The 25,956-nt window shown below is 35.4% G+C and carries 21 protein-coding genes, 1 other RNA gene and 2 other annotated features; of the genes, 20 read left to right on the top strand and 2 right to left on the bottom strand.

The genetic code is table 11. The features are described 5' to 3' along the window. Positions 1-127 precede the first annotated feature (127 nt). The 6 genes from recJ (at position 128) to TEPIRE1_RS07185 (ending at position 6,805) form a co-directional block, all read left to right on the top strand. Entirely contained in the window at positions 128-2,713 is a 2,586-nt protein-coding gene (gene recJ, locus TEPIRE1_RS07210) for a single-stranded-DNA-specific exonuclease RecJ (RefSeq protein ID WP_013778511.1), read from the top strand. Further along, positions 2,704-3,216 (top strand): adenine phosphoribosyltransferase, encoded by a 513-nt coding sequence (locus tag TEPIRE1_RS07205; RefSeq protein ID WP_013778510.1) that lies wholly within the window; start codon positions 2,704-2,706, stop codon positions 3,214-3,216. The genes recJ and TEPIRE1_RS07205 overlap by 10 nt, the downstream gene beginning before the upstream one ends. A gap of 22 nt (positions 3,217-3,238) precedes the next feature. Continuing rightward, the gene (locus TEPIRE1_RS07200) at positions 3,239-5,404 is read left to right on the top strand and encodes a RelA/SpoT family protein (protein ID WP_013778509.1); all 2,166 of its coding nucleotides are present in this window, start codon (positions 3,239-3,241) and stop codon (positions 5,402-5,404) included. A gap of 10 nt (positions 5,405-5,414) precedes the next feature. After that, positions 5,415-5,864 (top strand): D-aminoacyl-tRNA deacylase, encoded by a 450-nt coding sequence (gene dtd / locus TEPIRE1_RS07195; protein WP_013778508.1) that lies wholly within the window; start codon positions 5,415-5,417, stop codon positions 5,862-5,864. Positions 5,865-5,874: 10 nt separating this feature from the next. Further along, on the top strand, positions 5,875-6,501 hold the full coding sequence (locus tag TEPIRE1_RS07190; protein ID WP_013778507.1) for an MBL fold metallo-hydrolase: 627 nt from the start codon (positions 5,875-5,877) through the stop codon (positions 6,499-6,501). 97 nt (positions 6,502-6,598) lie between these two features. Beyond that, entirely contained in the window at positions 6,599-6,805 is a 207-nt protein-coding gene (locus tag TEPIRE1_RS07185; RefSeq protein WP_013778506.1) for a hypothetical protein, read from the top strand. Between the two features lie 46 nt (positions 6,806-6,851). Here TEPIRE1_RS07185 and TEPIRE1_RS07180 read toward each other — a convergent pair whose 3' ends face one another. Next, entirely contained in the window at positions 6,852-8,024 is a 1,173-nt protein-coding gene (locus TEPIRE1_RS07180) for a S1C family serine protease (RefSeq protein ID WP_013778505.1), read from the bottom strand. 165 nt (positions 8,025-8,189) lie between these two features. Next, positions 8,190-8,400: a binding site (T-box leader), on the top strand. A 173-nt stretch (positions 8,401-8,573) separates the two neighbouring features. Between TEPIRE1_RS07180 and aspS the strand changes: the two genes are divergently transcribed. The 11 genes from aspS to TEPIRE1_RS07130 all read left to right on the top strand — a co-directional run bounded on the left by aspS (position 8,574) and on the right by TEPIRE1_RS07130 (position 19,540). Beyond that, positions 8,574-10,346, top strand: a complete 1,773-nt coding sequence (gene aspS, locus TEPIRE1_RS07175; RefSeq protein WP_013778504.1) for an aspartate--tRNA ligase — start codon at positions 8,574-8,576, stop codon at positions 10,344-10,346. Positions 10,347-10,432: 86 nt separating this feature from the next. Then, a non-coding RNA gene (gene ssrS, locus TEPIRE1_RS13465) (6S RNA) lies at positions 10,433-10,615 on the top strand. A 30-nt stretch (positions 10,616-10,645) separates the two neighbouring features. Then, positions 10,646-11,332: a tRNA threonylcarbamoyladenosine dehydratase gene (locus tag TEPIRE1_RS07170; protein WP_013778503.1), complete on the top strand. Its 687-nt coding sequence runs from the start codon at positions 10,646-10,648 to the stop codon at positions 11,330-11,332. 181 nt (positions 11,333-11,513) lie between these two features. Further along, on the top strand, positions 11,514-11,945 hold the full coding sequence (locus TEPIRE1_RS07165) for a SoxR reducing system RseC family protein (protein WP_013778502.1): 432 nt from the start codon (positions 11,514-11,516) through the stop codon (positions 11,943-11,945). 91 nt (positions 11,946-12,036) lie between these two features. Next, positions 12,037-14,667 carry an alanine--tRNA ligase gene (gene alaS / locus TEPIRE1_RS07160; RefSeq protein WP_013778501.1) on the top strand — a complete coding sequence of 877 codons (2,631 nt, stop codon included), beginning with the start codon at positions 12,037-12,039 and terminating at the stop codon, positions 14,665-14,667. A gap of 27 nt (positions 14,668-14,694) precedes the next feature. Then, positions 14,695-14,952, top strand: a complete 258-nt coding sequence (locus tag TEPIRE1_RS07155; RefSeq protein WP_013778500.1) for an IreB family regulatory phosphoprotein — start codon at positions 14,695-14,697, stop codon at positions 14,950-14,952. Positions 14,953-15,195: 243 nt separating this feature from the next. Further along, on the top strand, positions 15,196-16,143 hold the full coding sequence (locus TEPIRE1_RS07150; protein WP_013778499.1) for an aldo/keto reductase: 948 nt from the start codon (positions 15,196-15,198) through the stop codon (positions 16,141-16,143). Positions 16,144-16,158: 15 nt separating this feature from the next. Further along, positions 16,159-16,590 carry a Holliday junction resolvase RuvX gene (gene ruvX / locus TEPIRE1_RS07145; RefSeq protein WP_013778498.1) on the top strand — a complete coding sequence of 144 codons (432 nt, stop codon included), beginning with the start codon at positions 16,159-16,161 and terminating at the stop codon, positions 16,588-16,590. Positions 16,591-16,641: 51 nt separating this feature from the next. Further along, positions 16,642-16,950, top strand: coding sequence for a DUF1292 domain-containing protein (locus tag TEPIRE1_RS07140; RefSeq protein WP_013778497.1), 309 nt, complete (start codon positions 16,642-16,644; stop codon positions 16,948-16,950). 62 nt (positions 16,951-17,012) lie between these two features. Then, positions 17,013-17,210, top strand: a binding site (T-box leader). 229 nt (positions 17,211-17,439) lie between these two features. After that, positions 17,440-19,011, top strand: coding sequence for a phosphoglycerate dehydrogenase (gene serA / locus TEPIRE1_RS07135; RefSeq protein WP_013778496.1), 1,572 nt, complete (start codon positions 17,440-17,442; stop codon positions 19,009-19,011). A 100-nt stretch (positions 19,012-19,111) separates the two neighbouring features. Next, positions 19,112-19,540: a Fur family transcriptional regulator gene (locus tag TEPIRE1_RS07130; RefSeq protein ID WP_041591539.1), complete on the top strand. Its 429-nt coding sequence runs from the start codon at positions 19,112-19,114 to the stop codon at positions 19,538-19,540. A gap of 24 nt (positions 19,541-19,564) precedes the next feature. Here TEPIRE1_RS07130 and TEPIRE1_RS07125 read toward each other — a convergent pair whose 3' ends face one another. Further along, the gene (locus tag TEPIRE1_RS07125) at positions 19,565-22,261 is read right to left on the bottom strand and encodes a calcium-transporting P-type ATPase, PMR1-type (RefSeq protein WP_013778494.1); all 2,697 of its coding nucleotides are present in this window, start codon (positions 22,259-22,261) and stop codon (positions 19,565-19,567) included. 379 nt (positions 22,262-22,640) lie between these two features. On the opposite strand from TEPIRE1_RS07125, the gene TEPIRE1_RS07120 reads away from it, so the two are divergent. The 3 genes from TEPIRE1_RS07120 (at position 22,641) to TEPIRE1_RS07110 (ending at position 25,948) form a co-directional block, all read left to right on the top strand. Next, positions 22,641-23,198 carry a QueT transporter family protein gene (locus tag TEPIRE1_RS07120; RefSeq protein WP_013778493.1) on the top strand — a complete coding sequence of 186 codons (558 nt, stop codon included), beginning with the start codon at positions 22,641-22,643 and terminating at the stop codon, positions 23,196-23,198. A gap of 15 nt (positions 23,199-23,213) precedes the next feature. Beyond that, positions 23,214-24,299 carry an endolytic transglycosylase MltG gene (gene mltG, locus TEPIRE1_RS07115; RefSeq protein ID WP_013778492.1) on the top strand — a complete coding sequence of 362 codons (1,086 nt, stop codon included), beginning with the start codon at positions 23,214-23,216 and terminating at the stop codon, positions 24,297-24,299. 65 nt (positions 24,300-24,364) lie between these two features. Further along, complete coding sequence (locus TEPIRE1_RS07110) at positions 24,365-25,948, top strand: peptidoglycan D,D-transpeptidase FtsI family protein (RefSeq protein WP_013778491.1); 1,584 nt, start codon at positions 24,365-24,367, stop codon at positions 25,946-25,948. Positions 25,949-25,956 lie beyond the last annotated feature (8 nt).

The following is a 25,956-nucleotide window of genomic DNA, read 5'->3' as shown; positions in this document are numbered from 1 at the left end:
TTTTACAATGCTCTCTTTTGTTTTCGTTGATATAAAAATGGGATTAGTTTATAATTATATATATTGTATAATTGGTATGGACAGATAAAATTTATTCAAATTTTTTGCTACAAAACTGGAGGATATAATGATTAATGGCAACTATATATGGCAAGTAGGGTCAACACAAGAAGTTGATGATAATTATGACGAATTTCACCATGTAATCCTGCAATTGCTCAAAAAAAGAGGTATAGTTACACCTGAGCAGATTCATGGATATATATATCCTAAACTGGATAACTTATATGACCCTATGCTGCTGAAAGATATGGACAAAGCTGTTGTACGCATTAAAGAAGCCCTATCAAAAAAACAAAAAGTTACAATTTATGGTGATTATGATGCTGACGGAATAACCAGCTGTGCTGTTCTTATGAAGTTATTAAAAAATTTAGGCGGAACGGTTAACTATTATATACCTTCAAGACTAGATGAAGGCTATGGTCTCAATAAAGATGCTATAGATATGATACATAAGCAAGGAACAAAGCTAATTATAACTGTAGATAATGGCATTAGTTCATGTGAAGAGGTACAATATGCTTCTAGCTTAGGCTTGGATGTTATCATTACTGACCATCATGAGCCTCAGCAAAAAATGCCTCAGGCTGCTATTGCAATAGTTGATCCCAAAAGAGAAGATTGCAGTTATCCTTTCAAAGAATTAGCAGGTGTTGGTGTGGCGTTGAAACTTGCATGTGCTCTGAAGGGTAAAGATTTAAAGTTTGGAAAAGAGCTACTTGAATTGGCAGCTATTGGTACCGTGGCAGATATTGTTCCACTGTTAGATGAAAACCGAATAATTGTCAAAAATGGGCTTGATGACTTAGGAAATACAAAAAATTTAGGTCTTAAAGCGATGATGAATCTGTTAAACTTAAATGATATTTCAATAGAGCCGGGAAAGATTAGCTATTTATTGGCACCAAGATTAAATGCTGCCGGGAGGATAGCAAATCCCGAAATTGCTGTAGAGCTTTTGCTATGTGAAGATGCAAAACGAGCTTTTGAACTTGCTACAACTCTTGAAAGAATTAATCAGGAAAGGCAGACTCTCGAAGCTAAAATATTAGACGAAGCAAAAACAGTAATAGAACAGGAAATTGACTTAGATATAGAAAATATAATAGTAATTTCCAGTGCCAACTGGCACCCTGGAGTTACCGGAACAGTAGCTTCAAAACTGGTAGAAATCTATAGCAGGCCGTGTATTATAATCTCAGAAAAAGGTGATGAAGGCCGGGGCTCTGGAAGAAGTATTTCGGGATTTAATCTCTTTAATGCATTAAGTAAGTTATCTCATCTCCTTATAAGGTTTGGAGGTCATGAACAGGCTGCTGGTTTAAGTATCAAAGTAGAAAATATTGGTACATTTCGAAGGGAATTAAATCAACTTTTCGTGCAGGATACTGTGCAAAAAGATGCAAGTCCTAAGCTTGACATAGATTTGGAATTAAACCAGAGCGATATTAATTTGAAACTGGCAGAGCAGCTGGAGCTTATGAAACCATTTGGATACGGGAATCCTAAGCCGGTATTTATGTGTAGAAACTTGCATATTCAGAACTTAAGGACGGTGGGCAGCGGAGATAAACACTTAAAATTAAATCTAAAAAGTCATGAAAATAATATTGATGCTATAGGATTTAACTTTGGCCTTTATAAGGAAGATTTAGACATGGCAACAATAATGGATGCAGCTTTTTATTTAGAAGTAAATCGGTGGAAAGGATCCATCGAACCACAGTTGAATATAAAAGATTTAAGAGTTCCTTTTTTTAGAGATGAATTGCTGCTTGATGTTGAAAATAATTATTATCGATATTTTTACTCCTACTTAAATGTCTTAAATGGAAAAAGCATTAGGACGTCAAGTGAGGATAAATTAATAAATGAAGATAATATGCTTATTTTAAAAAATAAGAGAATTCAAGCGAAGATAGGATATATAAATTCACTTTTAAAAGCAAAAAGCAAAGTAATGATAGCAATAAATACACCGTATAAAGCATGGCAGCTATTGACGTATCTAAGAGAAGATGATGATTTAAGGAACAGAGCCAAAGTGTCTTATTGCTTAGATTTACCTGCTCAGAGTCATGACTATAATGTTATTGCAGTAAACCCATTAGCTATATGCAATAATAAAAATTTTGAGGATATAGTATTTTATGATACACCTTTTAGTGTTGATATTTTAAAAAAACAATTAGCCGAAGTACCACCAAATTCAAAGACGCATATACTTTTTGAACGAGAAGATTTACGCTATAATTACTTGGTGTGTCAGCAAATTTTACCAAGTATTAATGAATTAAAAGTTGTGTACCAAATGATTGGAAAATTAACTTTGGGAACTTTTGAAGGTTCTCTAAACATAAATGAATTTAGAAATTTGTTACAGAAACAGTCAGGGATAGATATGCACCTGTGTAGATTGATAAATGTTTTTAAAATATTTCAGGAAATAGGCATTATTAAACTTAATATAGAAGATGGTTTTTTTCATATATTAGGTCATGAAAAGCACAATAATAAGTTTCAGCTGGAACGTTCCAAAACATATTTACATCTTTATCTACTTAAAAGGAATGTAGTAGAATTTTATAATAAGTTTCAAATTTTACAATCAGATATATTTATGAATGTGGAGGAAATTGAATGGACTTGAAAGAGAAAATCAGGGTAATTGAAGATTTCCCACAAAAAGGAATAAGTTTTAAGGATATCACGACTCTAATAAAAGATGGAAAAGCTTTCAGACGGGTAATAAAATCAATGGCAGATCTTGTTCGACATAAAGAAGCTGACTTAGTAGTTGCTCCGGAAGCTCGTGGATTTATTATTGGGGCGCCGATTGCATATGAATTAGGTGCCGGATTTGTACCAATAAGGAAAAATGGCAAGCTGCCGGGGGAAACAATAAGGGTTGAGTATAAATTAGAATACGGTATAGATATTATTGAGATGCATAAAGATGCAATAAAACCGGGCCAAAAAGTTATTGTAGCAGATGATCTGTTGGCAACTGGCGGAACAATTTTTTCCACCATAGAACTTGTGGAAAGACTTGGAGGGGAAATTTCGGCAGCAATTTTCCTAATTGAATTAACCGATATAAACGGAAGAGAGAATTTAAGCGAGTATGATGTCTTTTCACTTATAAAATATTGAAACAGGCAGGGGGGAGCAAGATTTGGATTTTGATTCATTGGAAAAGCAAATTTTATCTTATAGCCCATCGGCTGACCTTGACTTAATAAGAAAGGCTTATATGTTTGCAAAGGAAGCACACAGTGGACAGCACAGGGTTTCCGGTGAACTATTTATATCTCACCCCCTGGGTGTAGCTATGATCTTAGCTGATTTAGAATTAGATATTCCTACCATTGCTGCCGGTCTGTTACATGATGTGGTAGAGGATACTGACTATACTATAGAAGATATTGAAAAAATTTTTGGCTCTGAAATTGCCATCTTAGTGGATGGTGTAACAAAATTAGGCAAACTTGAGTTTAAGACAAAAGAAGAACAGCAAGCTGAAAATCTTAGAAAAATGTTTTTTGCCATGGCAAAAGACATCCGTATTATTTTGATAAAATTAGCAGATAGGCTGCACAATATGAGAACTTTAAAATCTATGCCTGAAGAAAAACAGCGTGAAAAGGCTATGGAAACCATTGATATTTTTGCACCTCTTGCTCACCGCTTAGGGATATCTAAAATAAAGTGGGAACTAGAGGATTTAGCATTTAGGTATTTAGAACCAGAGCATTATTATGACCTAGTTGAAAAAGTTGCAAAAAAGAGACAGGAAAGAGAAAATCACATTAATAAAATGATTGATATTCTTAATGAGCGGTTATTAGCTACAGGAATTAATGCTGAGATACAAGGAAGGCCCAAGCATTTTTACAGCATATATAAAAAAATGAAGGACCAAAATAAAACATTTGAACAAATTTATGATTTAACAGCTGTTAGAGTAATCGTAAATACTGTTAAAGACTGCTATGGTGCTCTGGGTGTTGTCCATACTTTATGGAAGCCCATCCCCGGCAGATTTAAGGATTATATTGCTATGCCTAAGCCGAATATGTATCAATCGCTTCACACAACGGTAATTGATTCCTCCGGAGATCCTCTGGAAATACAAATAAGAACATATGAAATGCATAAAACTGCAGAGTATGGAATTGCCGCTCATTGGAGATACAAAGAAGGTGACAAAAATAGTAATGAATTTGAACAAAAGCTTTCATGGTTAAGAGAGATTCTCGATTGGCAGCGAGAACTGCGTGATGCGAAAGACTTCATGGAGAATTTAAAAATTGATCTTTTTACTGATGAAGTTTATGTATTTACACCTAAAGGTGATGTAATAGATTTGCCGATGGGGTCTTGCCCTGTTGATTTTGCGTATAGAATTCATACAGATGTTGGAAATAGATGCATTGGAGCCAAGGTGAACGGCAAAATGGTTCCTTTGGATTATAAACTGGCTAATGGTGATATAGTAGAAATTGTAACTTCAGGTCACAGTAACGGACCGAGCCGTGACTGGTTAAATATAGTAAAATCACCTCAAGCAAAGAATAAAATTCGGCAATGGTTTAAGAAGGAACGACGCGATGAAAATATAGCTCGTGGAAAAGAAATGCTAGAAAAAGAAGCCCATAGACAGGGCTATGATATTTACCAGCTCATTAAATTTGACTTTATGAACAATTTACTAAAACGCATGAGCTTTGCAAATATTGATGATATGTTTGCTGCTATTGGCTATGGAGCCGTTACGACAAAACAAATACTTCAAAAGATTCTTGACGAATACAAGAAAAGCGTTAAACTAAATAAGCCGGAAATATTAATAGAGAAATCCAATAACAAACTTAAGACAAAAAAGAAAATTGATCATGGTATAAAAATAGATGGCATAGATAATCTTTTAGTAAAATTTTCTCGATGCTGTAATCCGGTTCCGGGTGATAAAATTGTTGGATATATTACCCGAGGTCGTGGCGTATCAATTCATAGACAGGACTGTAAAAACGTCAGCAGCGGTGTTTTTGACAAGGAAAGACTTGTAGATGTTAAATGGGAAGGATTTGAAGAAACCTCATACCCTGTTGAGATACAAGCTTCAGCTTATGACAGGCCTGGTATACTTTCCGAGGTAATAAATTTAGTTGGTGATATGAAAACTAATATTGATGCTATTAATGCCCGTACTACCAAAGATGGTGTTGCTATTATAGATTTAATTTTAGAGATTAATAATAAACAGCATTTAGAAAATGTAATGCAAAAGATAAAAAAGATTAACGGAATATATAATATACGAAGGGTCATGAACCAATAAGGAGGATTTTATGAGAGCAGTAGTTCAAAGAGTAAAGAAGGCTTCTGTTTCTGTACAGGGAAAAGATATTTCAAAAATTGATAATGGCATTGTGGTTTTTTTAGGTGTTGCTGAGGGCGATACTATGGAAGATGTTGATTATTTAGCGGAAAAAATCGTTGGGCTGAGAATTTTTGAAGATGAAGAAGGGAAAATGAATAAATCTGTTCAAGATATTGATGCTGCAATACTCATCGTATCTCAATTTACCCTTTTAGGAGATGTCAGAAAAGGGCGCAGGCCAAGTTTTTCTAAGGCAGCACATCCAAAAGAAGCTCAAAAACTCTATAAAGCTTTAATTGAAGCTTGTAAAAAAAAGGTTAAAGCAGTGGAAGAGGGTCAATTTCAAGCAGAAATGCTGGTAAATGTGCTAAATGATGGTCCTGTTACGATATTGATTGATAGCGATAAACAGTTTTAGGAGGTATGCTATGTTTTTAAAACGCTTACAGGTTGGAGATTTAGCTGCTAACTGTTATATTATTGCCGATGAAAAAAATGCAAATGCGGCTATTATTGATCCGGGCGCAGATGCTGATAAGATTATAGAGACAATAACAAAAGAACATCTTATTGTGAAATATATTTTCTTAACTCATGGTCATAGTGATCATATCTCTGCATTAAAAGAAGTAAAAAATGCAACTGATGCAAAAATAGCAATTCACGAGCAAGATGCTCCAATGCTTCTTTCGCCGAAAGACAATCTTTCTATATATTTTGGTGAGGGTTTCATACAACCTCCGCCAGATATAATGCTAAAAGGTAATGAAAAGTTTGCGGTTGGAGATTTGGTTTTAGAAATAATCCATACCCCCGGTCATACTCCTGGAGGTATATCGATAAAGGTTGGTAATATTGTATTTACCGGAGATACTTTATTTGCAGGTTCAGTTGGAAGAACGGATTTTCCGGGAGGTTCGTATGATGAACTTATAAACTCGATAAGAGATAAATTATTACCATTAGGTGATAACATATCAATATTGCCAGGTCATGGAGAACCTTCAACTCTTAGTATTGAGAAAAAAATAAATCCCTTTCTGTGCAATATCTGAAATTTTATTGTATTTCAGATACATTATATGATTATTTTGCCTAAACATATTTTAATGCATACAGGGAAAACTAAGAGTAGATATAGGGAGGGATTGTATGTCAAAGAAGAAAATACGGAATGCTAATAAAGTGTTCAATTTTAGCGAAAACTATGCTGATATACTCGACCTTTTTAGCCAAGATGATATAACAGATGAAGATATAGCCCAATATGTAAATGCTGACTTAGATACAGTAAGAAGTATCAAACACACATGGATTAATGAAGAAAGCTTTAATACGTTAAAAAACCCCGGCTCATAATACTTGTATTAAAGCCGGGGTTTAAAAATATACAAAGTAACAATTATTATTCTGGCCGTTTTTCAACTACAACGGTAACAAATTTAGTTTGACCGTTTCGCAATATGAGCATTACCAATTTTTCATTTATTTTAGCTTCGCTTACTATTGCACTAACATCATTAGAATTTTTTATTGTAGTATCATTTATTTTTAAAATAACATCGCCACGCATAAGACCGGCTTTTGCCGCAGGACTGTTAGAAATGACATCGGCAATGATAGCACCATTTGGCTCCTCAAGCTTAAAATATTCTGCCAAATCTTTTGTCATATCCTGAAGTGCCACTCCAATATAAGGCCGAGTGATTGATCCGTTTTTTATCAGTTCGTCCAAGACCTCTTTAACGCTATTTATAGGTATTGCAAAGCCTATACCTTGAGCCTGAGCATTAACTGCGGTATTTATTCCTATAACTTTTCCGTCAAGTGATATAAGCGGGCCACCGCTGTTACCAGGGTTTATGGCTGCATCTGTTTGTATCAAGTTATTGTAAACCCTAGTATTACCTGTACTTTGATCCGCAATAGTAATAGGTCTTTCTTTAGCGCTAATTACTCCAACGGTTACCGTGTGGTCAAGTCGATATGGATTTCCTATTGCAATAACCCATTCCCCTACCCGTGCGCTGTCAGAATCTCCTAATTCTATATAAGGTAATTTTTCCGAAGAATTAATCTTTACTACTGCTAAATCCATGTTAGAATCCTTTCCTACGACAGTTGCTGTAAAGGGTTCCTGAAATCCTTTTACGGTTACGGTGATTTCTTTAGCTCCGCTTATAACATGTTCGTTAGTAAGAATATATCCCTCGGAGTTGATAATAAAACCACTACCTAAACCCTTACTGACTTTTGGGGTTGTGCGAAAACTGAAGCTGTCTCCGAAAAAATATCTAAAAAATGGGTCATTAAAAAATGGGTCTGAATTATCTTGACTTTCTACTGTTGTTTCAATATATACTACTGCATCACTGACTTTTTCAACAATTTCGGGTATGTTTGCAGGTAAGGCAGTAGAAGTTAAATTTGCCTGAGTGTTTCCATCTATATCGGCATGAGCCGAAGACCCCGGATAAATGGAGTTATAAGCTAAAATACCTCCGGTTACTAAGGCGACTCCTACGGCAAGGCCTATTAATACTGCAACAAAATATTTCTTTTTATTGAGATTCATCATAACCGACCTCCATTCTTAATCATTTTGTACTCTATTATAATTATATACATTTAATTTATTAATTTCATGTGAAATTTGTTATGAATTTGTGAATTTTAAGCCGCGATAGCATTGACATACAACAGTAATTTATTTATAATTGTTAAAAAAGATATAAATATATAAATAAAAGCAAAGATGGGGAAATGGCATGTATAATACTCAACAGGGAGAAAGGGCCAAGATTGAGAGCTCTTTTGGATAAGTATATGTCTACCAATATAACACCCCGGAGCTTAAATCTCGAATATAAGTAGGGATTTACGTTTTATGCGTTAAAATTTTAAGTGGGATTTTCCAAACAGGGTGGCACCGCGGGAAGACTCTCGTCCCTGATATTATTTATTATTATCAGTGATGAGAGTTTTTTTATCAGCAAAAATTGTAATGCTGTTTTATGGTAAATGATTTAAACAATAAAGAAGGCCTTTGCCTTGAAAATTTTATATGAACTCTTATGAAATAATTTAAACTGATTTAAAAGTCAATAACTAAAAGGGGTTGTTCATTGTGAAAAAAAAGATTAAAAGAAATTATTATTGCGGTGATTTGACTAAGGAGCATGAAGGCGAGGAAGTATGCCTTTCAGGCTGGGTTCAAACTCGTCGCGACTTAGGCGGTTTAATTTTTGTGGATTTAAGAGATCGCAGCGGTATTGTTCAGGTTGTATTTAATCCTGAGCGTAAAGAAGCTTTTAAGAAAGCCGATGAAATCAGGAGTGAATATGTTATAGCTGTAAAGGGCAAAGTTTGCAGGCGGCCTGCGGAAAATGTAAATGCGAAAATTTCTACTGGATACATTGAAGTAATTGGAGAAGAATTAGATATTTTGAGTAAGGCCAAAACTCCGCCTTTTCCCATAGAAGACAATATAAAGGTCGATGAAATTGTGAGGCTCAAATATCGATATCTTGATTTAAGAAGACCCAGTATGCAATATAATATGATTTTTCGCAGCAAGATTAATAAGGCTATAAGAGATTTTTTGGATGAAAACGGATTTGTAGAGGTGGAGACACCTGTTCTTACAAAAAGCACTCCGGAGGGTGCACGCGATTATTTAGTTCCCAGCCGCTTAAATCCTGGTAAATTTTATGCACTGCCTCAGTCACCTCAGTTATTTAAGCAAATACTGATGGTAGCCGGTATGGACAGATATTATCAAATTGCACGATGCTTTAGGGACGAAGATTTGAGAGCAGACAGGCAGCCGGAGTTTACACAGCTTGATATAGAAATGTCTTTTGTAGATGTTGACGATATAATTTCTTTAAATGAAAAATTAATAAAATATGTGGTAGAAAAAGTTACTGGAATAAAAGTTGAAATACCTTTCGCTAGAATGACTTATGAACAAGCCATGGAAAAATATGGTTCAGATAAGCCTGATACCAGATTTGGTATGGAGATGGTTGATATATCTAATATAGTCGGTAGCAGTAGTTTTAAAGTGTTTAGTGATGTAGTTAAAGATGGTGGAAGAGTCAAAGGCATAAATATTAAAAATGGAGGAAAGGCTTTTAGCCGCAGACAAATTGACGAGCTTGTAGAGAAGGCAAAAGAATTTGGAGCAAAAGGCCTTGCATGGATGAATGTTACATCAGAAGGTATAAAGTCTCCTATAACTAAATTTTTTGACGAACAAACTATAAAAGAAATTAAAGACAAATTTGATTGTGAAGTAGGCGATTTAATAGTATTTATAGCTGACAGCAATGCCGAGCTCGTAATGACTTCTTTGGGTAGCCTTAGGATTTACTTAGCGAAGGCATTAAACTTAATAGATAAAAATAAGCTTAACTTCTTATGGATTACTGAGTTTCCTCTACTAGAATATAATGAGGAAGAAAAAAGGTTTGTAGCAAAGCATCACCCATTTACTTCACCAATGGAAGAAGATATTCCTTTACTTGACAAAGAACCTTCGCGAGTTAGGGCAAAAGCTTACGACATTGTTTTAAATGGCACTGAACTTGGAGGCGGAAGTATAAGAATACATGATGCAGCCCTTCAGGAAAAAATGTTTGAAACCCTTGGTTTCTCTAAAGAAAGAGCATGGAATAATTTTGGATTTCTGCTCAAGGCTTTTGAGTATGGGACACCACCACACGGTGGTATAGCTTATGGGCTTGATCGTATGATTATGCTACTTTTGGGTCTTGACAGCATAAGGGATTGCATAGCTTTTCCCAAGACACAAAACGCCTCTTGCCCGATGACTGATGCACCAAGTGAGGTTGATGCAAAACAGTTAAAAGAGCTACACATTCAGGTAAAAATATAACATATCAACATAAATTGGCATGACTTAATTAGGGCGAAACCTTGATAAATAGTAAGTTTTGTGATAATATAGCTTTAGAAAATAAATATACCCTGCTGTGTGCGTGTAAACTGGCTTAGTAAAGAGCCAACACTCTAATATAGGGAGTCCGGTCTCTGTTTGCTGCATATATGCCCTTTATAAGGGAAATATAATGCATTCAGGAGGACACCCACCTGGGAAGCCGGGTCTCTATTTACGGTCAGCAAACACGGCATGGTGGGGTTTGTTTTTATCTGTTTAATTTTGGAGCGATTTTAGTGAAAGAGAATTTGTTTTCTAGGACGGAAATACTCGTAGGTAAGGATGGTATAGAAAAATTAAAGAATGCCAAAGTTGCCGTACTAGGCCTTGGCGGAGTTGGTTCTTTTGCGGCAGAAGCTCTTGCGAGAGCAGGAATAGGTGAACTCATTCTCGTTGACCATGATATAATTTCTCCTTCTAACATAAATCGTCAAATTCATGCCAGCTGCTCTACCGTTGGTTTACATAAAGCTGATGTTATGAAAAATAGGATTTTGGATATCAACCCTTGTGCAAAGGTAATTGGAATAAGAGAGTACTATTCTGAAAACACCGCTCCAGATATTTTAAGCGGTAATTTTGATTATGTAGTGGATGCTATAGATAGCTTGAGATCTAAAATAAATCTTATTGTAAATTGTATAGAACTAGGCGTTCCGATTATTTCAGCTATGGGAGCAGGAAACAAATTAGACCCTACTAAGTTTAAAGTGGCAGACATATCCGAAACTTATGTTTGTCCTATGGCCAGAAAGGTTAGGAAAGAACTCCGAAAGCTTGGTATAAAAAAAGGATTACAAGTTGTATTTTCTACAGAAACTCCTTTAAAACAACATTATCCACCAGGCAGTGTTTCATTTGTTCCTTCAGTAATGGGATTAATAATTGCCGGTGAAGTAATACGCAGGTTGATAAGAAATTGACCGAGCTGCAGCAATATTATATAATAGGTTCATACTACCATAAGACATATTAGGTAATTCTATGGGCATGAACGTGATGATTGCTCGTATTTCGGAAACAAGACCAGTTTATTCAAATGTTTCCTAAAATAGAAAGTAATAAATTGAACTCTTAAATTTTTTATTGTTTACGGAGGGGAAAATGAGGGAAAAAGCTATTGTAGTGGCAAATAAAAAGGAGCACGCACAAATAGAAATTAGACCCAATTCTTCTTGCAAGGGTTGCAGGGGTTGTTCCGCAGGTAAAGAAGGAAAACCAATAAGAGTTTGGGCTAAAAATTGCGTTAATGCAAAAGTGGGTCAAGTTGTTGAGGTAGAGCTCGGTGCATCAACATTTTTGTCAGCTACCTTAATAGTATATGCAATCCCTCTTTTATCATTTTTAGCAGGCATAGGTTTAGGATATAAAATATCAGGCTTATTAAACATAAATTCAACTGAACCTTTTGCAATTCTGATTGGCTTAGTGTTAATGATTATTAGCTTTGCCAGCATACATTTTTTTACTAGACGCAGGGAAATTGAAAACAAGTATTCTCCTCGCATTATAAGAATTTCAAATGATAATAGGTAAATATTGACAATGGACTATATCTTTTATATAATCCCAGCAGTAATGGAAATTGGAGAAATAAAGATTTTGTTTGACGTCGGAGGGTGTTAAAATGATGACCAGTCATGAAATTAGAGAAAAATTTTTAAGTTACTTTGAAAGCAAAGGTCATACAAGGGTTGACAGCTCTTCTTTGATACCGCAAAATGATCCTACGCTTTTATTTACTAATGCCGGCATGAATCAGTTTAAAGATGTTTTTCTGGGTCTTAAGAGCCTTCCTTATTCTCGAGCGGTTACTTGTCAAAAATGTGTTAGGGCAGGAGGCAAGCATAACGATTTGGAAAGTGTAGGGAAAACGGCTCGACATCATACATTCTTTGAGATGCTAGGTAATTTTTCTTTTGGTGATTATTTTAAAAAAGAAGCAATAGAATATGCATGGGAATTTCTAACTGATGTGTTAAAACTGCCGAAAGAACAGCTATGGGTCAGTGTTTTTGAGGAAGATGAAGAAGCTTTTGAATTGTGGCAAGCTTATATTCCGGCAGATAGAATTGTCCGACTGGGTGAAAAGGATAATTTTTGGAGTATGGGAGATACGGGACCATGTGGTCCTTGCAGCGAAATATACATTGATCGCGGCGAAGAGCACAGCTGTAATGCAAAGGAATGTGCACTAGGCAAATGCGATTGTGATAGATGGCGTGAATTATGGAATCTGGTTTTTATGCAGTACAGCAGAGATGAGAACGGAACTATGACACCTTTGCCTAAACCCAGTATAGATACTGGAATGGGTCTTGAACGTATTGCTACCGTAATGCAAGATGTATATAGTAACTATGATACAGATCTTTTAAGGCCCATAATAACTTTTTTAGAAAGCATGACTGGCAAGAAATATAAAGGAGGCGAAGAAGGCTTTCCTTTCAGAGTTATTGCCGATCATTCTAGAGCCATTACCTTTTTGATTTCTGATGGCGTACTGCCTGGAAATGAAGGAAGAAATTATGTTTTAAGGCGAATCATACGAAGAGCAGCTCGTTATGGGAAAGAGCTGAACCTAAATGAACCTTTTTTATACAAAATAGTTCCACAAGTTGTTTCGCTAATGAAAGATGCTTATCCTGAACTTGAAAAGAATATAACATATATACAAAAAATAGTAAAGTCTGAGGAGGAAAGATTTCTCGAAACACTAAGTGATGGTCTCAAGATTTTATATGAAAATATTGAAAGATTATCAAAGGAAAATAAAAGGGAAATACCCGGCCGCACGGCTTTTATGCTTTATGACACCTATGGTTTTCCGATCGACTTAACTTGTGATATAGCTGAAGAAAATGGTATGTCAGTGGACATTAAGACTTTTGAACAACTTATGACTAAACAGCGGGAAAAGGCTAAAGCTGCACGTAAAGAAATGTATGAAGTTGATGAATTCTTTAAAATCATAGCACATCTTCCTTCTTCGGTTTTTGTAGGGTATGATACTTTTGAATCAAGTAGTAGTGTACAATTTATTTTATCAGGTAATGAACCGGTAAAAGCCTGCAATAATAAAGTGAAGGACATTATATTAGTGCTTGACAAAACTCCATTTTATGCTGAATCAGGCGGGCAAGTAGGAGATACGGGTATAATTGAAGGAAAAGATTTTTTATTTAGAGTAACTGAAACTCATAAGACGCCTGATGGGAAAATTTATCACATAGGTAAAATAGAAAAGGGCAATATTAATGTTGGTGATACAGTCTTAGCTAGAATTAATGTGGAAAGGCGGCAAAGCATTTCCAGAAATCATAGTGCTACACACCTTTTACATAGAGCACTAAAAGAAGTTTTAGGGGAACATGTTAATCAAGCTGGTTCATTAGTTGATGAACATAGATTAAGATTTGATTTTTCGCATTTCTCAGGCCTTACGCCTGATGAAATATTACAAGTAGAAATGAAGGTAAATAACGCTATATTGAAAAATCTTCCAGCGAATATACATTGGACAACTCTTCATGAGGCTCAAGAACAAGGGGCTGTAGCACTATTTGGTGAGAAATATCAGGAACGTGTCCGCATGGTGTGCTTTGGAGATTATAGCAAAGAACTGTGTGGCGGGACTCATGTAAAGTCCTCATCAGAAATAGGACTTTTTAAAATTGTTTCTGAAAATAGCATTGGCTCTGGTCTTAGACGAATTGAAGCAGTGTGCGGCTTTAATTTAATGCAGTATTTATATGATAACCTGGAAATTTTAAATGAAACAGCACAGCTGCTTAAGGCTTACCCAAATGAAATTACTCAAAAGATTCAAGAGCTGCAAGAAAAAATCAGGTCGCAGGCAAGAGAAATAGACTCATTAAAACAGCAGGTTATAAATTCTGAGGTTGTAGAAATATTAAAAAACGCAAAATGCGTAAACAATATTAATGTAATTTCTGCTAAAACAGAGTCTAAAGATATCGATGATCTTCGGAAAATGTGTGACATGTTAAAGCAAAAAATTAAAACGGGTATTGTGGCTTTAGGAAGCTGCAATGATGATAAAGTATCATTTGTAGTTGCTGTAACAGATGATTTAACTAAAAAAGGTTATCATGCCGGAAAGATAATAAAAAATATAGCTCAAATAGCAGGCGGAAGCGGCGGCGGCAGGCCGGATTTTGCTCAGGCAGGCGGTAAAATCCCAGCAAAAATTGATGAAGCTTTGTCATCTGTTTCAGAAATTATAATGAATATTTAGTACAAAAGCAAATGGAGGGAGATTTAAATGGGGCAAAAAATGGATGAAACTGTTAAATTTAAAGTAGACAAGGAAATCGACATTGATGTTCGAACAATTCTAAAAGAGGTTTGTACAGCACTAGAAGAAAAAGGATATAATCCAATAAACCAAATTGTGGGCTACCTTTTATCTGGCGATCCAGCATATATTACCAGTCATAATAATGCCAGAAACCTTATTAGGAAACTTGAACGGGATGAATTGCTAGAAGAATTATTAAAAAGCTATATTGAAACTAAATAACTGTTTTAAACTTTAAAATCGACAGGTAGTGCAGTTTTGATGCGATTTGGGCATTGCCTGCCGATATTTTCTTCAAAAAAAATATCAAAGCTAACTGACTCGAAAAGATGCTCTTGAAAACTCTAACAATTTAAGCTTATGATTGGTATTTGATTTTTTATACTTCGTATTAGCAGTATAAAAGTCCATATAGAATATAAATGAGATTATGTTATTTTATCTTTGTAAAGAGGTTCGAGAAACATGGAATATGTAAATCTGGGATATACAGATTTAAAAGTATCTCGCTTGTGTTTTGGCAGTTTGACAATAAGCCCTCTTCAAGCTGGTTTACCAGTTGACGATGGGGCAGATATTATACTTTCGGCGATGAATATGGGCGTTAATTTTATAGATACAGCCGAATTTTATCAAAACTATTGTTACATAAATAAAGCACTTACAAGGTCGAAAAAAGATTTTATTATATCTACGAAGTCTTATGCCTATACCTATGAAGGGATGAAGAAAAGTGTAGAAAAAGCCAGAAAGGAAACAGGCAAAGATGTTATAGACATATTCATGCTTCATGAGCAAGAAACAAGGCTAACACTAAAAGGCCATAGAGAGGCTTTGGAATATTTGGTGGATGCTCGGGCAAAGGGATTAATAAAGGCGATTGGTGTTTCAACACATACGGTAGAAGTGGTTAATGTTGCATCCGATATGGAAGAAATCGAAGTCATTCATCCAATAATAAATTTCCGGGGAATAGGCATAAAAGACGGAAGTTTGCAAGACATGGAAAAGGCCATAGAAAGAGCATATAAGAATGGGAAAGGTATCTATGCAATGAAAGCCTTAGGTGGGGGAAATTTAATAAGCGATAAAAAGCGAGCATTTTCCTATATACTTTCATTTCCGTATTTACATTCTGTAGCAGTTGGTATGAAATCTAATGATGAAGTTGTTGCAAATATTAGTATTTTTGATGGCAAAACTGTAGATTCACATATAGAGGAAAGATTGAGCAGTGAGAAGAGAAAACTGTTGATTGAAGATTGGTGCGTAGGTTGTGGAGAATGTGTAAAGCATTGCCTTTATAATGCGCTGCATGTTGTCAATGGCCATTCTACGGTTAATCCTGATGCCTGCATACTATGCGGTTATTGTTCGGGATATTGTCCTGAGTTTTGTATAAAAATCCTTTAAAAGGGGCAAACTTTAATGCGTATTTTAGGTTTGGATGTTGGTGAAAAAAGAGTAGGTGTCGCTATATCTGATGAACTTGGTTTAACTGCTCAAGGGATAGATGTAATAGAAAGAAAGAATGATGGTAAAAATAAGGACATAGATAGAATATGCCGGATTATTTCGGATTATAATGTTACAAAGGTTATAGTTGGGCTGCCCAAAAATATGAACGGTACACTAGGGCCTAGCAGTGAAGCGGTTGAGAATTATACGAAGAAGCTACAAAAAGCTATAAGCATTGATTTGGAGTTTTGGGATGAAAGGTTGACTACTGCGGCAGCGGAAAGAATTTTGATTGAAGCAGATGTTTCACGTCAAAAAAGGAAAGGAGTTATTGATAAACTAGCAGCTGTATTAATACTTCAAAGTTATTTGGACTCTAAATATGGAGTTGACACTAGATAAAAATTACTATAAAATAATTTTAATTCAAAGTGAATTGGAGTTGAAAAACATATGGATGAGTTAGAAACTATAACATTATTGGATGAAAATGGTGAGGAAGCCGTATTTGAGGTATTAGGAGTTGTTAATGTTGAGGATACTGACTATGCGATTTTAATTCCCATTAGTGAAGAAGATGAAGATGAAGAGGAAGAGGAAGCATATATCTTTCGAGTTGATACTGATGAAAATGGTGAGGAAGTTCTTTCAGAAGTTGAAGATGACGGGGAATTTGAAATGGTGAAGGATGCATGGGAAACGTTATGTGTGGATGAGTTTGAACTGGATGATGAAGATGATTTTGATGAATATGATGAATAAGTACTGTTAAAAAACTTGACAGGATGGCTAACCTGCTTTATAATAATTTATAATTTAATCAGTTAAAGACTATGAAAAGGAAAGTTAAAGATATTTTTTTAAAGAGAGCCGATGGGTGGTGTAAATCGGTAAAAATGCTTTATTTCCGCCTTGGAGTCGTTGACGAAGAGTCAAACGGTTTTAACCGTTAAATTTTCTAAAGGGTTGCATATTTTGGGAAACTGAAATAGGGTGGCAACGCGGTAAATTCCGCCCCTTGCATTGGGCGGTTTTTTTATTATATTTTTAACTACATATTTTGTACGTATTTGGGAGAGTGGTAAAATGATCCGGCACTGGTCTTAGTTGATGCGATAAGGATAAGTTGTTTAGGAGCAGTGGATCTTCAGTGGATCTTAAAACTGATTGGAAATGGCAATAAATGATGAACACTTATTTGGGCTGGTATAAGTGCAGCCGAAAAGATTTTTGCAAAAGGAGAAGGTAAAAATGCGGATTTTAGTAAGTGATGATCTTGCACATGAAGGTATTGACATTTTAAAGCAGGAATTTGATGTTGATGTTAAGACAAGCTTAAGTGAAGAACAACTTATGGAAATAATTCAGGATTATGATGCACTTGTTGTTCGAAGTGCGACAAAAGTTACGAAAAACATCATAGATAAAAGCAATTTAAAGGTTATTGGCAGAGCAGGTGTTGGCGTTGATAACATCGATGTTGATTCTGCAACCAGAAAAGGTATTTTAGTAGTAAATGCCCCGGAAGGAAATACTATAGCAGCAAGTGAACATACCGTAGCATTACTAATGGCTGCAGCCAGAAATATACCGGCAGCAGTAGCAAGCCTAAAAAGTAAAAAATGGGATAGAAAGAGTTTTGTAGGTGTAGAGCTTCGAGGGAAAACTCTTGGCGTTGTGGGTTTAGGACGAATTGGTAAAGACGTAGCATATAAGGCAATCGGCTTAGGAATGAATGTTTTGGCATATGATCCATATGTGATAAAAGATCATGTGGAAAATATTCATATAAAAGTAGCTGATTTGGAAACAGTAATTAAAGAAGCTGATTTTATAACATTTCACGTTCCTCTTACAAAGACAACTTATCATATGATTGATAAAGAGCGTATTTCCATGATGAAAGATAAAGTTATAATCATTAATTGTGCTCGTGGAGGTATAATTGATGAAACTGCTCTTTATGATGCACTTGTCTCAGGTAAAGTAGCTGCTTGTGCTCTCGATGTATTTGAGCATGAACCGCCGCTGGAAAGTCCGCTTATTGATTTGCCAAATGTAATTGCAACACCGCATCTTGGTGCTTCGACGGCAGAAGCTCAGGTTAACGTGGCAGTGGATGTAGCAAAGGATATAATCAGAGCATTAAAAGGAGAGATGGTCAAAAATCCTGTAAATATGATAACTGTTAGGCCTGAAGAATACAACGAGATAAAGCCTTTTATAGAATTAGCTGAAAAAATGGGCTCACTTTATACTCAGCTAAAAAATGGCCGCATTAGTGAAGTTGAAATGATATATACCGGTAAGATTACGAGATTTGACGTAAAACCAATTACTACAGCAGGCATAAAAGGCATTTTAACAAATATCTTAGAAATTCCAGCCAACTTGGTCAATGCTTATTTTTTAGCTAAGGAACGTGGCATTAAGATTATAGAAAAGAAGATAAGCAAAGATCAGGATGCACCGGGTAATGTGATTTTAAAAATTACCACAGATAAGGGAGTAGGCAGTGTATCGGGAACGGTTTTTGAAAAAAATGAGCAGAGGATAATTGCTGTTGACGATTATAAAATAGACCTCATTCCGAAAGGCTATGCGTTAATGTCATTTCATCGAGATAGACCTGGCATAGTAGGTGAAGTGGGAAATCTTTTAGGACGTAATGATATCAATATTGCTTATATGCAATTGGGGCGTAAATCGTTTAGAGGCGAAGCCTTGATGGTATTAGGGACTGATGAAGAAATTCCGGAAAATGTATTGGACGAAATAAAAAAAATAAAAGATGTTTCTGATGCTGTATTTATAAAATTTTAAATTCTTGACAATGAATATTATTTGCAATATACTTATATAAAAAAACGCATAGATGCCAGGAGTGGTATTTTTGTTAACAGATGAAGAAAAAAAATACAAAATGAGGTTCATTGAAGAGAAACTAAAAGAGAAAGAGTGTAGGCTTACACCCCAAAGAAGAGCTACACTTGATGTGCTTATTGAGAATCAGTCGAAACATCTTAGTACGGAAGATATTTATGAATTGGTAAAGAATAAATTTCCCGATGTAGGTCTTGCTACTATATATAGAACCTTACAATTATTTGATGACTTTAATATTATTAAAAAATTGGATTTTAATGATGGATGTTATAGGTATGAATTAAGTGAAGACCAGAGACATCAGCATCACCATTTGATTTGTATTAAGTGCGGAAATGTTTATGAGTTTGATGATGATTTATTAGATGAATTAGAGGGAAAAATCTATAAAAGCAACGATTTCACAGTTTTAGATCATATGGTGAAATTCTTCGGATATTGTAAGAATTGCAAAGAAACAAAATAAAGATGAGCCCATTCGGGCTCATCTTTATTTTGACTTCAAAAACATTTTACCTATTTCTGCAGCTAAGAAGGGCATTATACCAAAGAGCACTATAATATCCCAATCATAAATTGAAAGTTTTACCGTATCAAATATATATCTTAATGCCGGTACATATAGTACAACTAGCAGTAGCAAGAAAGATACTAGAGTTCCTCCTACCATAAATTTATTACTGAAAAAGCCTATTTTAAATACTGATAAAGTTTCCGAACGAGATGTATAAGCCCTTAAAAGTTCACTGAAAATTAAAGTAGCAAAGGCATAGGTCCGTGCAATTTCTAAATTTGAAGTATTGTTCAAAGAAAACACAAAGACGCCTAGAACTGCAATAGTCATAAAAGTACTTTGAATAGCAATTTGCCAGTTCATTTGTCTATCTAATATTGGTTCATCCGGATTTCTGGGTGGCCTTTTCATAATATTAGGCTCTTTAGCTTCCATTCCTAAAGCCAAAGCGGGAAATGCATCAGTTAATAAATTGAGCCATAGAAGCTGAATTGGTTTAAGTGGCACTGGTAAACCAAACAACATGGCTACAAAGATGATTAGTATCTCAGCAATATTACACGACAGGAGGAAAAATATAAACTTACGTATATTTGAGTAAATAACTCTACCTTCTTCTACAGCAGAAACAATGCTCGCAAAGTTATCGTCTGTTAGAATCATATCAGCAGCTTCTTTTGCGACATCAGTTCCTGTAATTCCCATTGCAATACCGATATCAGCTTTTTTAAGAGCAGGAGCATCATTTACACCATCACCGGTCATCGCAACAATATGACCATTTTGCTTTATTGCATCTACAATCCTTAGCTTGTGGATAGGTGAAACTCGGGCATAGACCGAAACTTCTTTGGCGGCAGCAGCCAATTGCTGCTCATCCATCATATCAAGCTCTGTTCCGGTAAGAGCCTTGGAATTTTCATCAATCATACCTAACTCCCGAGCGATAGCCTCAGCGGTATCTTTATAATCACCGGTTATCATTACAGGTCTAATACCAGCCTCTTTACATATTCTTATGGCGTCTTTTGCCTCGGGTCTTGCAGGATCAATCATACCGATGAGACCGACAAAAACCATGTCTTTTTCAATCTCAACAGGGTCGGGCTTTTTAGGGATATCATTTATTGGTTTAAATGCAAAAGCCAAGACTCGTAATGCCTGAGAAGCCATATTATGATTAACCTCTAAAATTTGTTTGCGATCTTCATCATTAATATCGAAAATCTTGCCATTTTTCAATATTTTGCTTGATAAATTAAGCATAATATCAGGTGCGCCTTTTGTAAATGCTACATATTTTTGTTCATATGAATGAAAAGTAGTCATACGTTTGCGCTCTGAATCAAATGGTATTTCTTGAAGTCGAGGCATGCGATTACATAATTCATCAGTGTCTAAACCTGCTTTTGTTGCTGCAACCACCAGACATCCTTCGGTTGGATCTCCTATTATACGCCATGTCTTTTCGTCGCCGTAACTACTTTCTTCTAATTTTGCATCATTACACAACAATCCAATAGTTAGAAGCATTTTTAAATCAGTATCTGCTAAAGGTTCACATTTTGAGTCGCCAATTGAAAAATCACCATGAGGTTTATAGCCTTCTCCAGAAATAGAATATACTTTATTGCTGACAAATACTTTTCTGGCTGTCATTTCATTTTGAGTTAAGGTACCTGTTTTATCCGAGCAAATGACGGTAGTGCTTCCAAGTGTCTCAACTGCGTGCAGCTTTTTTATAATTGCATGTTTTTGGACCATTCGCTGCATACCAAGTGCTAACACTATGGTTACTATAGCCGGAAGACCTTCAGGTATAGCTGCAACTGCAAGGCTGACTGATGTCATAAACATTTCCAAAATCGGAATTCCTCGAAAAATGCCTAATAAGAAAACGATACCGCAGATGGCTAAACTTGCAATTCCGAGAATTTTCCCCAATTCATCTAGTTTTTTCTGGAGAGGTGTTTCCCCTTCTTCGTAAGACTCAAGCATTTCAGCGATTAAACCTATTTCGGTGTTCATCCCTGTAGCAACAACTATTCCCTTACCTCTGCCATAGGTTACTACCGTACCCATAAAAGCTGAGTTGCTTCGATCGCCTAAAGGTACTTCTCCGCCTAATACCACTTCGGCATTTTTTTCTGCAGGGACTGATTCACCTGTAAGAGATGCTTCTTCAATTTTTAAGTTTACACTTTCAACAAGCCTAATATCTGCAGGAACATAATTTCCTGCTTCTAAAAGCACAAGGTCACCAGGGACTAATTCACGAGACGGAATTTCTATTATCTTACCGTCTCTTATGACTTTTGCTTCAGGTGCCGCCATTTCCTTTAGAGCTTCCAAAGCTTTATTAGCTCTAAACTCTTGCATAACTCCTAAAACCGCATTTAAAATTACTATAAGTATTATTACAACTGCATCAGTTACCTCTCCGATAATTGCTGAAACAAAACTTGCACCTATGAGGATTAAGACAAGAAAATCTTTAAATTGTTCCAATAACATTTGCCAAATAGTTACACCTTTTTTGCCGACTAGTTCGTTGTAACCAATTGATTCCAAACGCTTTTCGACCAAATCAGAAGGAAGCCCATTTTTTAAATCTGTATTTAATTTTCCGGATATATCCTCTTTTTCCAGGGAGTACCAGTTAATTTTTTCCAATAAATATCCTCCTTCGAAATTATGTAATTATTATATGAAGAAAAAAAATTATTATTAAAAACCAACCACCACCTTTTATATAGTCGTTGTTACAAACACAAAAAGACCTTTAACATAATCAACATGATTATGTTAAAGGTCTTGTCTTTCAGATAAACTGAACGATAAAGCCAGGCAAAAGCCGTGCTGGTGACTTTATCATATATGACTACTCCCCCTTAACGGGTAATCTAATAATGAGCATATTTAATAAACACTTTATTCACAAATAATCTTATAGTAAAATTTGCAAACTGTCAACTGCGAAATATTGACTAGTGCTAATAGTAGGGTTAAACTAAGGCAAGAGGGTAAAAAAATTATGTAGGAAGGTGTTTGAATGCTGTGGATTGCAATACTTGTCTTGATAATTGGTTTATTGACGGGCTATATATTAAGTAAAATGAAGAAAGATGAAATTAATAATCGGTCTGCTTATATAGCAAGAGCGGCGGTTATAGCTGCCATTTATGCCTTAACTACCTACATTTTTAAACCTATAAGTTATGGTCCGATTCAGGTCAGAGTATCTGAAGCATTGACATTATTACCTCTTCTGGAATCTTCTGCTGTTCCTGGCCTTTTTATAGGTTGTTTGTTAGCTAACATATTGGGTGGCTTAGGCTTATGGGATATTTGCTTAGGAAGTTTGATAACACTAATAGCAGCATATATAACAGGTAAAATGCCCGGCCCGATCTTAGGTGCTTTTCCTCCGATTATTTTGAATGCTTTTGGTGTTGCATATTATTTATCAAAAATCTATAGTGTTCCCTATTGGATGACTGCTTTATATATCGGGTTTGGTGAATTAATATCCGTAGCAGGATTTGGAATTCCCTTATTTTATTTAATACAGAGGACAAGCTTGAAGGATTTTTTTAGAAGGAATAAATAAAAGGGGTGCTGTTTTTTGAATATAAAAAACCTCTACTATAGATTTAATGAAAGCAATGTATTAAGATACATAAAAAGTAAGAAAAAAATAATATTAATTACTTTAATTTTAATGATATTAGTTATGGCTTTTACAGCAATATGGTTTAAAGCTATGCTGCATCCTAAAAATGCTGCAGATAAAGCTTTTGTGGAAGTCGAAGTAAGCAGCGGAACCACTGCAGACCAGCTAGCGGTACAAATGCAGAAGATAGGCATAATTAAAAATCATAAAGTTTTTAGACTATATGCAAAGATGAAAGGGAAAGATATAAAAATAAAATCTGGTAAATATTATTTAAGTCCCTCAATGACAGTAGAGCAAATTCTCGATAAACTGGTGCAAGGGGATACTATTGATAATGACATTAAGGTGACAATACCTGAGGGGAGCACGTTGAAAAACATAGCTAGAATCTTAAATGAAAAAGGTGTGGTTAATGATATAGAGGAATTTGCAAATTGTGCTATGGTAGAAAAATTCAAAGAAAAATATTTTTTCCTGAAAGATTTTCCTTCAAATGCTAGTTTAGAAGGAGTCCTCTTCCCTGATACATATTTTCTACCGCCCGGTAAAAATACAGAGCTTTATATTGATATATTTTTAAAGCGATTTGAAGATATTTATTTCAATAAAGTAGATCCGATTGTAAGAGAAAACGAAATTGATTTTAATATATACCAAATTGTAACCATGGCTTCCATTGTAGAAGGTGAGGCAAAACTGGAAAGTGAAAGACCAATAATTGCAGGCGTCTTCTATAATCGACTAAAAAAAGGGATGCCTTTGCAGTCCTGTGCAACAATAGAGTTTATTTTGGATGAACACAAAGAATGGTTATCCCTTGATGATTTAGAGATAGATTCCCCATATAACACATACAAAAACGAAGGCTTGCCACCCGGACCGATTGGAGCGCCAGGACTTTCATCCCTGTTGGCGGCGGCCGATCCGGCAAAAGTAGATTATCTTTATTTTGTAGCTAAGGGAGATGGTTCTCATGTGTTTAGCAGAACTTATGCCGAACATTTGAAAGCCAAAAACAGAGTTCAATACAAGTAATAGATGATTTATTTTTGAGCATAAAAAGCTATCGTATGGGCATCATACTTTTGGGTGAATTTTAAATGAAAAAAAACAATAGGATATTAATTTTGTTTTTTTCAGTTGCTGTTATGTGTATGATGCTAATTTTTAGACTTTTTTATATTCAAATTGTGAGAGGTCCTTTTTTAACTCATGAGTCCTTTTTGCAAAAAACCTCAGGTATAGGAGAAAAAGTTAGAGGACAAATTTTTGATAGAAATGGTAAACCCCTAACAGGAACTTATTCTTCAAGCTATGCTATTATATCCCCAAACTGGCTGACACTATCGGAAAAACAACTGTTGATAAAAGAAAATATTTTGAATTCTATTGACGATGATGACGTCAAAAACATTAGCGTTACTCCTGAAAATCAGGACGTGCTGTATGACCTAAAAGATAAAACACCTGGTATATTTATTTATGATAAAAATACCCGATATGGACCAACGGCTTTAGCTACTCATGTGGTAGGCTTTGAAGGTGAAACCGGAATTGAAAAAACCTTTGACAGTTTTTTAAGCAGTGATATAGAAAGCGGGTATGTATATAACGATGGTTTAGGCCAGCCTATTGCTGGCCTTACTTTAAACGAGCAAATGTCTGAAACTTGGGGTGTGAAATTAACTATAGACAGAGATTTTCAAAAAATCGTTGAAGATGTTATGGATAAAAGTATAGAAAGTGGAGCAGTTGTAGTAATTGAACCAAAGTCAGGAGAAATTCTGGCTATGGCAAGTAGGCCTAATTATAAGCAGTTTCAATTAGAACAGTATTTAAATCAAGAAAATGCACCATTGATTAATCGAGCAGTTGAAAGCTATGCCCCTGGTTCAATTTTTAAAATAGTAATTTTGTCTGCTGCTCTGGAGGAAAAAATAACACAATTAGATGAGATCTTTTACTGCTCTGGATTTGAAAAAGTTGGAGAAAATATTTTTAAATGTTCAAGTTATGAACGTAGCGGTCATGGAGAAATAACCTTAAAAGATGCCTTAGCTTTTTCATGTAATTCGGTTTTTATCCAATTAGGTATTAGACTGGGAAAAGATAAGATTCTCGAATATGCAAGCTTATTTGGCTTGGGCGAAAAAACTCTTATTGGTTTGCCGGAAGAAAAAGGAGGTAGTTTACCATCTAAAGATGAAGTCTTTTATCAAGACTTGGGAAATTTATCCATTGGCCAAGGAGCGATTGGCATTACACCAATTCAAGCGGCACAAATTATTTTAACAATTGTCAATGACGGTGTTACTAAAAAACCAATTTTGATAAAAGAGATAATAGACCAAGACGGGGACACGCCAGTATTTAATGTTGCAGATGCAAAACCAGAAAGAATACTGTCTCCAGAAACAGCTAAAAAGGTAAGGGAAGCTTTGGAGGCGGCTGCTGAATACGGTACGGGAGAAAGTGCTAATCCGCGAAACAATCGTCGGATAGGTGGAAAAACAGGAACAGCTGAAATTGAAAGTCAAGCTTCACATGCATGGTTTGTTGGATATTACCCGGCTGATGCACCGGAATTAGTGATGTCTGTATTTGTTGAACATGGCGGCTCAGGTTCAGCTATAGCTGCACCAATTTTCAAAGAAATAATTGAAAGAATATCAGTAATTAGGTAATTAAAAAC

The organism is Tepidanaerobacter acetatoxydans Re1 (genome assembly GCF_000328765.2).
GTDB lineage: Bacteria > Bacillota > Thermosediminibacteria > Thermosediminibacterales > Tepidanaerobacteraceae > Tepidanaerobacter > Tepidanaerobacter acetatoxydans.
The sequence above is the reverse complement of the archived record's forward strand: the minus strand, read 5'-3'. Positions and strand labels throughout refer to the sequence as shown.